Below are 11,425 nucleotides of genomic sequence, written 5' to 3'. Positions count from 1 at the left end.
GGTGAAGGGGGATTTTTTACTGCCCGTAATACGCTTTCGCGCCGTGCTTACGCAGGTAGTGTTTATCCAGCAGGGTTTGCTGCATATCAGGCAGTTGCGGTGCCAGTTGGCGGCAGAAAATGCCCATATAGGCCACCTCTTCCAGCACGATGGCGTTATGCACGGCATCTTCGGCATTTTTGCCCCACGCAAACGGGCCGTGAGAGTGAACCAGCACCCCCGGCATTTGCGCCGCGTCGATACCCTGTTTCTCGAAGGTTTCGACAATCACATTGCCGGTTTCCCACTCATATTCGCCGTTGATTTCGGCATCGGTCATCTTGCGGGTGCAAGGGATGGTGCCATAGAAATAGTCGGCGTGAGTGGTGCCAGTTGCCGGGATGGGCTGTCCAGCCTGCGCCCAGATGGTCGCGTGACGGGAGTGGGTATGAACGATGCCGCCAATAGACGGGAAAGCCTGATACAGCAGACGATGGGTCGGCGTATCGGAGGAGGGCTTTTTCTTCCCTTCCACCACTTCGCCGGTGGCGATGCTCACCACCACCATATCGTCGGCGGTCATGACCCGGTAATCGACGCCGGACGGTTTAATGACAAATACGCCAGCTTCGCGGTCAACCGCGCTGACGTTACCCCAGGTCAGGGTGACAAGATTATGTTCCGGCAGGGCCAGGTTGGCTTCAAGCACCTGACGTTTGAGATCTTCCAGCATGTATCCTCCAGGAAAAAAGGCCCGCCCTGCGGCAGGCCAAAGGTTCCCCTGTTAACGTTTTGAACCGTAATAGACTTCGTTCCAGCGCAGTGCGTCTTTGAACGCCGGCATGCGGGTGTCGTTATCAATGACGGCCAGCTCGATATCATGCAGCTCCGCGAACTGACGCATATCGTTCAGATCCAGCGCATGGCTGAAGACGGTATGGTGCGCGCCACCCGCCACAATCCAGGCTTCAGATGCTGTCGCCAGATCCGGCTGGGCTTTCCACAGGGCGTTAGCCACCGGCAGTTTTGGCAGGGAGTGCGGCGTTTCCACAGCGTCAACGCAGTTGACCAGCAGGCGGAAACGATCCCCCAGATCGATCAGGCTGGCGTTAATCGCCGGGCCGGTACGTGTGTTGAAGATCAGACGCGCCGGATCGGCTTTGCCACCGATGCCGAGGTGTTGAACGTCGAGGATCGGTTTTTCATCCACCGCGATCGACGGGCAGACTTCCAGCATGTGGGAACCCAGCACCAGATCGTTGCCGTTTTCGAAGTGGTAGGTGTAATCCTCCATAAAGGAGGTGCCGCCCTGCAGACCGGTCGACATCACTTTCATGATGCGTAGCAGAGCGGCAGTTTTCCAGTCGCCTTCGCCGGCAAAGCCGTAGCCCTGCTGCATCAGACGTTGTACCGCCAGGCCTGGCAACTGCTTCAGGCCGTGAAGGTCTTCAAAGGTAGTGGTAAAAGCATGGAAGCCGCCCTGTTCCAGGAAGCGCTTCATACCCAGCTCAATACGGGCTGCATCCAGCACGTTCTGGCGTTTATCACCATTCACCTGCGCCGCCGCCGTCAGGCGGTAGCTGCTTTCATATTCATCCACCAGCGCGTTGACGTCGCCCTCGCTGACGTCGTTGACAACCTGCACCAGGTCGCCCACGGCCCAGGTATTGACGGAGAAACCAAATTTAATCTGCGCGGCCACTTTGTCGCCGTCGGTGACGGCCACTTCGCGCATGTTGTCACCGAAGCGTGCCACTTTCAGCTGGCGGGTATCCTGCTTCGATACCGCCTGGCGCATCCACGAGCCAATGCGCTGGTGAGCTTGTTTGTCCTGCCAGTGGCCGGTTACGACGGCATGTTGCTGGCGCATACGTGCACCGATAAAGCCGAACTCGCGGCCGCCGTGCGCGGTCTGGTTCAGGTTCATAAAGTCCATGTCGATGCTGTCCCATGGCAGCGCCGCGTTGAACTGGGTATGGAACTGCAGCAGCGGTTTGTTGAGGATCGCGAGGCCGTTGATCCACATCTTGGCCGGGGAGAAGGTATGCAGCCACACCACCAGCCCAGCGCATTTGTCCTCGTAGTTGGCGTCGCGGCAGATATGGGTAATTTCATCCGGCGAGGTACCCAGCGGCTTCAGCACCAGTTTGCACGGTAGTTTTGCTTCCGCATTCAGGGCGTTAACGACATGTTCTGCATGCTGAGTCACCTGGCGCAGGGCTTCCGGCCCGTAAAGATGCTGACTACCAATCACAAACCACACTTCATAATTATTAAAAATCGTCATTATCGTGTCCTTAATGTGTCAGGGTTGCCGTAGATTCCGGGATGTTCTTAACCGGGGCGGCGACAGGGAGATAGTGCTGTTCAGCGCTCTTCGCCCACTGCTGGTAGCGCTGATAAAGTTGCTCAAAACGTTGCGCCTGCTGTGGGCGTGGCTGCAGGGTGCTTTCTACCTGGCTCGCCATGTACTGCTGCGCCGTCGGGATATCCGCATGTACCCCCGCGGCTACCGCTGCGAAGATTGCCGCGCCCAGAGCGCAGCACTGATCGGAGGCGACAATCTGCAGCGGACGATTCAATACGTCACAACAGGCCTGCATGATCACCGGGTTCTTACGGGCGATACCGCCCAGCGCCATCACCTCGTTGACGGCAATCCCCTGTTCGGTGAAGCACTCCATAATGGCGCGTGCGCCAAAAGCGGTGGCCGCCACCAGCCCACCAAACAGTGCCGGGGCGTCGGTGGCGAGGTTCAGATCGGTAATGACCCCTTTCAGACGCTGGTTGGCATTCGGCGTACGGCGACCGTTAAACCAGTCGAGCACCACCGGAAGATGGTCGAGCGACGGGTTTTTGGCCCAGGCGTCAGTCAACTGTGGCAGGAGCTGTTTCTTGCTGGCGTCGATCTGGGTTTTCAGCTCGGGATGCGCAGCCGCCAGCTGATCCAGCGGCCAGCCCAGCACGCGGCCAAACCAGGCGTAAATATCCCCGAAGGCAGACTGACCTGCTTCGAGGCCGATAAAGTCAGGCACTACGCTACCGTCCACCTGTCCGCAGATACCCTTCACGGCGCGGTCGCCGACGCTGGCTTTATCTGCCGTCAGAATGTCGCAGGTGGAGGTGCCGATCACTTTCACCAGCGTATTCGGCTGGGCACCAGCACCGACCGCACCCATATGGCAGTCAAATGCACCGCCGGAGATGGCTACGTGCTGCGGCAGGCCCAGGCGTTCCGCCCACTCGGCGCAGAGGGTGCCCACCGGGATGTCGGCAGTCCAGGTATCGGTAAACAACGGGTAGTCGAGATTCTGGTTAATGATTGGATCGAGTTCGTCAAAGAAGGCGGCAGGCGGCAGACCGCCCCAGCTCTCATGCCAGAGGGATTTATGCCCGGCGCTGCAGCGGCCGCGACGGATATCCTGCGGGCGCGTCGTGCCGGAGAGCAGGGCCGGAACCCAGTCGCACAGCTCAATCCATGACACCGCCGCCTCGGCGACGCGCTGATCCTGACGGGTGACGTGCAGGATCTTCGCCCAGAACCATTCGCTGGAATAAATGCCGCCGATGTAGCGGGAGTAGTCGCTTTTGCCCGGCTGATGGCACAAACGGGTGATGGCCTCGGCTTCTTCCACCGCGGTATGGTCTTTCCACAGCACGAACATGGCGTTCGGGTTGTCGGCAAACTCCGGGCGCAGCGCCAGCACATGGCCGTCGGCGTCAATGGGGGCCGGGGTGGAACCGGTGCTGTCTACGCCAATGCCAACAATCTGGCTGCGCTGTGCCTCGCTTAATTCAGCCAACACGGTTTTGATCGCCGCTTCCATCGACTCGATATAGTCGCGCGGGTGGTGGCGGAACTGATTGTTCGGCGCATCACAGAAGCGCCCCTCTTGCCAGCGCGGATACCACTCAACGCTGGTCGCTATCTCCTGACCCGTTGTGCACTCCACTGCCAGGGCGCGTACTGAGTCACTGCCAAAATCGAGGCCAATCGCAATTGCCATGGTGTTGCTCCATCAAAAAACAGATATGAATGAACATTAGAGAGTGAGGGGGAAAATCGTCAGGCAGGATCCGCTAATCTTATGGATGATTTTGCTGTGGCATGGGAAAGTGTGACGCCGTGCAAATAATGGATGTGGACATTTCTGCCGTAGTTATAGACACTTTTGTTACTGCCGACCCGCTCGATGTTACGGTTAAATCGCAACGGAAGCGTTATGATGGTGGACATAAAAGCAGCCTGATACCTTTTTGTGCTTTGGATGGCCGGTTTTTATGCCGCTTTTGTTGATATGGACAAATGGTTTCCTTCAGGACCGTCAGGAGTACTGAAAATATGGCTGAGACACAAAGTGATCCCCTGCTGCCGGGCTACTCATTTAACGCCCATCTGGTGGCGGGGCTGACGCCCATTGAGGCGGACGGTTATCTCGATTTTTACGTTGACCGACCGCTGGGGATGAAGGGGTATATCCTCAACCTGACCGTACGCGGGGAAGGGGTGATCAAGAATAACGATCAGACCTTCGTCTGCCGTCCGGGGGATATTTTGCTCTTCCCTCCGGGCGAAATTCATCACTATGGCCGCCATCCCGATGCCCGCGAGTGGTATCACCAGTGGGTCTATTTCCGCCCCCGCGCCTACTGGCATGAGTGGCTGGCCTGGCCATCCATGTTTGCCCATACCGGTTTTTATCGTCCTGATGAGATCCATCAGCCACAGTTTCGTGAGCTCTTTGCCCAGATCATCGAGGCTGGGCAGGCCGGAGGACGCTACGCCGAGCTGCTGGCAATCAACCTGCTGGAGCAGCTTCTGCTGCGCCGGATGGAGGCGATCAACGAATCGCTTAACCCGCCGCTGGATCACCGGGTGCGCGAAGCCTGCCAGTACATCAGCGATCATCTGGCAGATAGCCAGTTTGATATCGCAAGCGTAGCCCAGCATGTCTGCCTGTCGCCTTCGCGTCTCTCGCACCTGTTTCGCCAGCAGTTAGGGGTGAGCGTGCTGAGCTGGCGAGAGGATCAGCGCATCAGCCAGGCCAAGCTGTTACTCAGTACCACCCGGATGCCCATTGCCACTGTCGGGCGCAATGTGGGCTTTGAGGATCAACTCTATTTTTCTCGCGTGTTCAAGAAATGCACCGGTGCCAGCCCGAGCGAATTCCGTGCAGGCTGTGAATAGAAGGTAAATAAAACTAAACATATTCGCTGAATGTCGTTCACACCCGGTAAACTATTCAGACAATTGTTGTCTTGACGAAGCAGGCCTCTCTTCGCAGAATCCCTGCTTCGTCACCTGACCGGAACTGTTATGCAGGCATTGCTGGAACATTTCATTACCCAGTCCGTTACTTATTCGCTCATCGCTGTGGCGTTAGTGGCTTTTCTTGAATCTCTGGCGCTGGTCGGACTGATTTTACCCGGCACGGTGATGATGAGCGGGCTGGGTGCCCTGATCGGCAGCGGCGAGGTGAACTTCTGGCAGGCGTGGCTGGCGGGGATCGTCGGCTGTCTGCTCGGGGACTGGATCTCATTCTGGCTGGGCTGGCGCTTTAAAAAACCGCTCCACCGCTGGTCGTTCATGAAGAAGAACAAAGCGCTGCTCGATAAAACCGAGCATGCCCTGCACCAGCACAGCATGTTTACCATTCTGGTCGGGCGCTTTGTCGGGCCGACGCGTCCGCTGGTGCCGATGGTGGCGGGAATGCTGGATCTGCCGGTCGCCAAGTTCATTATCCCGAATCTGCTGGGTTGCCTGTTCTGGCCCCCAATCTATTTTCTGCCGGGTATTCTTGCCGGGGCGGCCATTGATATTCCTGCCGGGATGCAGAGCGGCGGCTTTAAGTGGCTGCTGCTGGCGACCGCGCTGCTGCTGTGGCTGGCCGCATGGCTCTGCTGGCGGCTGTGGCGCAGCAAAAAAGCGTCTGCCGATCGTCTGAGCCATTACCTGCCGCGTGGGCGCTTGTTCTGGCTGGCCCCCGTCACCCTGGGTATCGCTGTGGCGGCGCTGGTGGTGCTGCTCCGCCACCCGCTGATGCCGGTTTACGGCGAGATCTTATTGAAGGTGGTGAGCCGCTGACCGCCGTCAGTGGATCCCCAGCAGGCGCGACGCGCTGGCTTTTCCGCTCGCTAACTGTTCCGTATCGCCATCCCAGGCGATACGGCCATCGGCAATCACCACAGACCGCGGAGCGATTCTGACCGCATCTTCCACGCTGTGCGACACCATCAGCATCGTCAGGCCCTGGCGTTCACACACCTCTTTGACCAGCAGCAGCATCTCCTGGCGTAACGCCGGGTCGAGCGCGGAAAAGGGCTCATCCAGCAGCAGGATTGGCTGCTCACGTACCAGGCAGCGGGCAAGGGCGACGCGCTGACGCTGGCCTCCCGATAGCTCGCCCGGCAGCCGTGCCAGCAGATCGCCAATCCCCATTTGCGCTGCGATATCACTCAGCTTCTGCTGCTGTCCGGCGTTCAGCCTGAGTCCCGGATGCATGCCGAGGCCGATGTTCTGGCGCACGGTCAGATGGGTGAAAAGATTGTTTTCCTGAAACAGCATCGACACCGGGCGCGCAGCGGGCGGCGTATGGGTATGGTCCTGACCCTCAATGGTGATACGGCCATTCGCCGGTTGCAGAAAACCGGCCACCAGATTGAGGAGCGTGCTTTTCCCTGCGCCGCTGGGGCCGAGCACGGCAATCAGTTCGCCCTGACGCACGGACAGGGTGAAACGCATCGGCAGGTGTTGATAAAGCCAGGTGACATCAGTGAGTGTTAGCATCACGCCCCGGAAGTTTCTCAATAACGGTAAATAACGCAAAGCACAGTAACAGCAGCAGCAGCGCCGTGACGGCACCGTCCTGGCTGCGATACGAGCCGATCTGCTGGTACAGCCAGAATGGCAGGGTGCGGAAATCATCATTGCCAAACAGCGCCACCACGCCAAAATCACCAATCGACAGTACGCAGGCAAAGGCCAGCGCTTGCGCCAGCGGGCGTTTCAGGGCGCGCAACTCAACCACCTTCAGCCGCTGCCAGCCGTGCATTCCCAGCGAGTCGCAGAGCAGGGTATAGCGGGCGGCAAGATCCCGCATCGGGTTTTCCAGTACCTTCAGCGCATACGGAATGGCCATTAATGCGTTGGTAAAAATGACGATACCATCCGCCGACTCGGGCAGGCCGACGGTGCTGTTAAACAGCAGGAAGAAACCGCTCGCCAGCACGATACCGGGCATCGCCAGGATCAGCATCCCGCTGAGATCCAACGCTTGTCCGGCTACTGTAGCCTGACGGGCATACAGCTCGCGGCTGGTCCACAGCAGCATCATGGTTAATAGCACGCAGAGTAGACCGGCCCCCAGCGCAATACGCAGCGAGGTGCCGAGCGCTTGCCACAGCACCGGCTGTTGCAGCACCGACAGCAGGTTAAGATTCAGGCCATCCACCACTACCGCCAGCAACGGCGGGAGCAACAGCAGCAGGGCCAGAGTGATAAGCAAGCCATCGGTCAGGCGGCTGCGCAGGCTGTCCTGCGGATCGCGCCAGCCAGCCAGCTGGTTGCTGCCCACGGCGATAGCTTTACCCAGCCGCTGACTCAGCATCACCAGCCCCAGGCAGCAGATCATCTGCACCATCGCCAGTAGCGCCGCGCGGCCCGGATCGTAGTCGTAGCTCAGGGCCTGATAGATGGCAAGCTCAATGGTGGTGGCCTGCGGCCCGCCGCCCAGCGAAAGCACCGTGGCAAAGCTGGCAAAGCAGAGCATAAAAATCAGCGCGGCCACCGGCGGAATTTGTCGGCGCAGCCACGGCCATTCAACGAAGCGGAAAAAGAACCAGCCGCGCATCCCGAGCTGGGCGGCGAGCTGACGCTGCTCGCCCGGGATATTCTCCAGCGCCTGCAGGAGCAGCCGCGTCGCCATTGGCATATTGAAAAAGACGTGCGCCAGCAGGATGCCCTGCAGGCCATAAGGCGAGAAGGTCCACTCCAGCCCGAGCGCCTGGCAGAGGGCGGCAAGCCAGCCCTGACGGCCATAGACGCTAAGAATGCCAAATATCGCCACCAGCACCGGCAGGATCAGCGTCATGGCGCACAGGCGCAGCAGCGCCTGCCGTCCGGGGAAGCGACGGCGGTAGAGGGCGCGAGCAAGAAATATGGCGGGCACGACGGAGAGCAGGGCAGAAAGAAACGCCTGCCAGAAAGAGAAGCGGATGACGTGCCACAGATAGCTATCGTGCAGCAGCGCCGTCACGTCAGTGGCTGGCGCGTTAAACCACAGCGCCAAAAATGCGCCCAGGGCGACGGCGACCATTAAGATGGCGGCTATCAGCCCCGGGAGTAACCAGCCGGCGATCAGCGGCTGACGGCGCGTTGCCATTCACTGACCCAGGCAGCACGTTTCCCGGCCACTTCCTGCGGGGAGTATTCCAGCGCGGTTTGCGGTTTCACCAGCGTGTCGAAACCGGCCGGTAAGGCGACGTCAGTTACCGGATACATCCAGTTGCCGGTCGGGATCGCATTCTGGAACGACGGCGAGACCATAAATTTCAGGAACTTGCTTGCCAGTTCCGGCTGTTTGCTGGCGGCGGTGCGGGCGGCAACTTCCACCTGCAGGTAGTGGCCTTCAGCAAAATCGGCAGCAGCGTAGTTCTCTTTTTTCTCCGAAATAATGTGATACGCCGGAGAGGTGGTGTAGCTCAGCACCAGGTCGCTTTCCCCTTTCAGGAACAGGCCGTAGGCTTCGCTCCAGCCTTTGGTGACGGTGACGGTTTTGGCGGCCAGCTTCTGCCAGGCTTCCGGGGTCTTATCGCCGTACACTTTTTGCATCCACAGCAGCAGACCCAGCCCCGGCGTGCTGGTGCGTGGATCTTCGTAGATCACACGCCATTTCTGATCGCTTTCCACCAGCTCTTTCAGGCTTTTCGGCGGGTTTTTTAGCTTGTTTTTGTCATACACGAAGGCGAAATAGCCGTAATCGAAAGGCACAAAGGTGTCGTTCTTCCAGCCGCCAGGGATGTTAACCGCATCGGTCGCCACGCCGCTTTTGGCGAACAACCCGGTTTGCGTTGCCGCTTCCAGCAGGTTGTTATCGAGACCCAGCACCACGTCGGCTTTGCTGTTCTTACCTTCCATACGCAGGCGATTCAGCAGCGAGACGCCATCTTCCAGCGCCACGAATTTCAGCTCGCAGTTGCAGTCGGCTTCAAAGGCTTTTTTGACCGCCGGGCCTGGACCCCAGTCGGCGGCGAATGAGTCGTAGGTGTAGACCGTCAGGACAGGGCTGGCAACGGCAGGCAGCGCCATCAGCGCCAGCAGGGAAAGAACAGTTTTGAACACTTTGCACCTCTGTATTTGAGAGTGGCAAAGGATTTTGAGCGACAGCCTCAAATCCCTTCGCCGGCGTTATCCGGATCAGGTTCGACGGGTATTTTCTCAGCACACGCTTGCACGTAGCACCCCGTTGAGAACGGCGGTATTGTAATGATTTGGTGAATATTACGAAAGTATTATGGTTCCGGTGGGGCAAACCACGCGGATTTAAAGTCAAACCAGCCCAGGGTATTCATGCGTAAGCCGCGCATACTGCGCTGCCCCTGGATCATCAGCCAGTGGTGGATCAGCGGGACAATCGCCTGCTGGGACAGCAACTGCTGGCACCAGGCGGCAAGGTTCATCTCGCCTGCGCGCCACTGGGCGGCGTCCTGCTGCCAGTCGCGGGGAATGCAGTGTTGCAGGAGCGGGACTTCATACAGATGCGAGAACAGCGAGAAGTCGAGCGGCAGGGTGAAATTGACGCTGTTGAGCCAGATGTCGCTCACCGCCTCGCCGCGATGCCACTCCTCATAGCTGACCTCCTGAATATTCAGCGTCACCTGCTCGGCGGCCAGTAGTTCACTCATCATTCTGGCGATCACCCGATGTTCAATATGCTCGCGGTAGAAGGTGAGGGTGAGGCTCTCCAGTCCGGCCGGTTTGTCGCCGCGTCCCGGGCGGGCGTGATGCCAGCGTGGCAGCAGGCCATAGGCCGGGAACCAGTAGGACTGATAGACCTCCTCGGCCTTATAGATCAGATTGGCCGGGGAGAGGATCTGGCTTACCCACTGACGCACTTCTGCGCTGGCGCCGCGATGGGAGCGGGCGTCGAACAGCAGATAGTAACAGCCCTCTTCGAGCCGACTTTCCACTGCCTTTTCTCCCTCGGTCGGGCCCTCCAGCGTCAGGCCGACGCTCAGCTCTTCGTTGATATCCGGCAAGACCCAGACGTTCACCTCGTCAATCAGCGCCCGGTAACCAAAGTAGTCATCGAAGGCGCGGATCTTCAACTGGTTATTATTATTACGCGATACGGCATACGGCCCGGTACCCACCGGCAGGCTGGCAAAGTTGTGCATCGATTCCCACTCGCGCGGCAGGATCATCGACGGCACATACCCCAACAGCCAGGGGAGCCAGCGGTCAGGCTGCGAGAGATGGATATCCAGGGTCCAGGCGGTAGGGGACTCGACCCGGGTAATGTGTGAATAGAGGGGTAGCTCGCGGGCGCGTTGCAAAGTGGCAATGACGTCGGCCATCTCCAGCTCGCGTCCGTGGTGAAAATGGATGCCTGGCCGCAAGAAAAAGCGCCAGTGCAACGGAGAAAGTTGCTGCCAGTGGTGGGCAATATCGGCTTCGAGTTCCCCATTTTCCTCATTTATGCGCATCAGCCCGCTGAAGATCTGGCGTGCCATATGGGTTTCGGAGCGCCGTAATGCGCTGCCCGGCAACAAGTTTTTCATCGGACGATAATAGAGTACCCGCAGGATGTGTCTGCCCTGGCGGAAGCTGCGGCCCAGATGGGAGACCAGCATCTGGCGTACCGCAGCCTTATCACCTACCAGCTGCACCAGTTGATCGATGCGATCCTGCTCCAGCAAATCTTCTGCCCGCTGCTGCTGCAGTGCGAGGCCAGTGTAGAGAAAGGTGAGGCGGGAACGCTTGCCGCGCCCGGCTTCGGCTTCCCAGCTCAGCCAACCCTGATGCTGCATGGTGTTCAGCAGGGTGCGCATATGGCGGCGCGAACAGCTGAGTAACTCGGCCAGCTCGCTGAGCGTGGTGACCTGAGCCTGGCCGTCACAGCACTGCCACAGGCGAATGAATTGTTGTTGCAGACGACCAGAGGGCATAAAAGGGGAACTCCTGACAAAAAATCAGCAATTTATTAATCCCTATATTAAGCCAATAATTCACTTCGATGAAGCGAGGAGGTGAATATGAAGAGGTCTACCACCCGTCAGTTTTACCGACAGTACTTCTCAGCGACAAAGGGAGTGTCCTGGCTGGCCCGCCGGTGTGCAGAACAGCAGCTGAAAATACTGGAAGATCTGATGCAGTGGGAGGTGACACCGTCGACCTCGGAACGCTGAATGGCTTCGATCATGTGTGACTGAGTATTGGTGCGAATCA

The 11,425-nt window shown here is 58.8% G+C and carries 10 protein-coding genes and 1 riboswitch; of the genes, 3 read left to right on the top strand and 7 right to left on the bottom strand.

Annotation, left to right across the window (positions count from 1 at the left end):
• Positions 1 to 16: 16 nt before the first annotated feature.
• Genes araD through araB form a run of 3 tightly spaced genes read right to left on the bottom strand, consistent with a single transcriptional unit; the run spans position 17 to position 3,986 of the window.
• Positions 17 to 712, bottom strand: coding sequence for an L-ribulose-5-phosphate 4-epimerase (gene araD, locus ABIE02_RS10335; RefSeq protein WP_032616482.1), 696 nt, complete (start codon positions 710 to 712; stop codon positions 17 to 19).
• Between the two features lie 51 nt (positions 713 to 763).
• Positions 764 to 2,266, bottom strand: a complete 1,503-nt coding sequence (gene araA, locus ABIE02_RS10330) for an L-arabinose isomerase (protein WP_336994883.1) — start codon at positions 2,264 to 2,266, stop codon at positions 764 to 766.
• A 10-nt stretch (positions 2,267 to 2,276) separates the two neighbouring features.
• Entirely contained in the window at positions 2,277 to 3,986 is a 1,710-nt protein-coding gene (gene araB / locus ABIE02_RS10325; protein ID WP_032616484.1) for a ribulokinase, read from the bottom strand.
• Positions 3,987 to 4,321: 335 nt separating this feature from the next.
• On the opposite strand from araB, the gene araC reads away from it, so the two are divergent.
• Together araC and ABIE02_RS10315 are read left to right on the top strand one after the other, a co-directional pair.
• Positions 4,322 to 5,167, top strand: coding sequence for an arabinose operon transcriptional regulator AraC (gene araC / locus ABIE02_RS10320; RefSeq protein WP_117386238.1), 846 nt, complete (start codon positions 4,322 to 4,324; stop codon positions 5,165 to 5,167).
• A gap of 129 nt (positions 5,168 to 5,296) precedes the next feature.
• Positions 5,297 to 6,064 carry a DedA family protein gene (locus tag ABIE02_RS10315; protein ID WP_032616487.1) on the top strand — a complete coding sequence of 256 codons (768 nt, stop codon included), beginning with the start codon at positions 5,297 to 5,299 and terminating at the stop codon, positions 6,062 to 6,064.
• Between the two features lie 6 nt (positions 6,065 to 6,070).
• Here ABIE02_RS10315 and thiQ read toward each other — a convergent pair whose 3' ends face one another.
• The 4 genes from thiQ to sgrR form a co-directional block, all read right to left on the bottom strand.
• Positions 6,071 to 6,766, bottom strand: a complete 696-nt coding sequence (gene thiQ, locus ABIE02_RS10310; protein ID WP_032616488.1) for a thiamine ABC transporter ATP-binding protein ThiQ — start codon at positions 6,764 to 6,766, stop codon at positions 6,071 to 6,073.
• Positions 6,750 to 8,360 (bottom strand): thiamine/thiamine pyrophosphate ABC transporter permease ThiP, encoded by a 1,611-nt coding sequence (thiP, locus tag ABIE02_RS10305; protein ID WP_059308742.1) that lies wholly within the window; start codon positions 8,358 to 8,360, stop codon positions 6,750 to 6,752. Before thiP ends, thiQ begins: the two co-directional genes overlap by 17 nt.
• Positions 8,336 to 9,286 carry a thiamine ABC transporter substrate binding subunit gene (thiB, locus tag ABIE02_RS10300; RefSeq protein WP_222128273.1) on the bottom strand — a complete coding sequence of 317 codons (951 nt, stop codon included), beginning with the start codon at positions 9,284 to 9,286 and terminating at the stop codon, positions 8,336 to 8,338. Before thiB ends, thiP begins: the two co-directional genes overlap by 25 nt.
• A gap of 67 nt (positions 9,287 to 9,353) precedes the next feature.
• Positions 9,354 to 9,453, bottom strand: a riboswitch (TPP riboswitch).
• Between the two features lie 36 nt (positions 9,454 to 9,489).
• Positions 9,490 to 11,145, bottom strand: a complete 1,656-nt coding sequence (gene sgrR / locus ABIE02_RS10295; RefSeq protein WP_148568714.1) for an HTH-type transcriptional regulator SgrR — start codon at positions 11,143 to 11,145, stop codon at positions 9,490 to 9,492.
• An 87-nt stretch (positions 11,146 to 11,232) separates the two neighbouring features.
• On the opposite strand from sgrR, the gene sgrT reads away from it, so the two are divergent.
• On the top strand, positions 11,233 to 11,385 hold the full coding sequence (gene sgrT / locus ABIE02_RS10290) for a glucose uptake inhibitor SgrT (RefSeq protein WP_077227149.1): 153 nt from the start codon (positions 11,233 to 11,235) through the stop codon (positions 11,383 to 11,385).
• The last annotated feature ends 40 nt before the right edge of the window (positions 11,386 to 11,425 follow it).

The sequence above is a fragment of the Leclercia sp. 1548 genome (genome assembly GCF_050435045.1).
In the GTDB taxonomy this organism is placed as follows: Bacteria; Pseudomonadota; Gammaproteobacteria; order Enterobacterales; family Enterobacteriaceae; genus Enterobacter; species Enterobacter adecarboxylatus.
The sequence above is the reverse complement of the archived record's forward strand: the minus strand, read 5'-3'. Positions and strand labels throughout refer to the sequence as shown.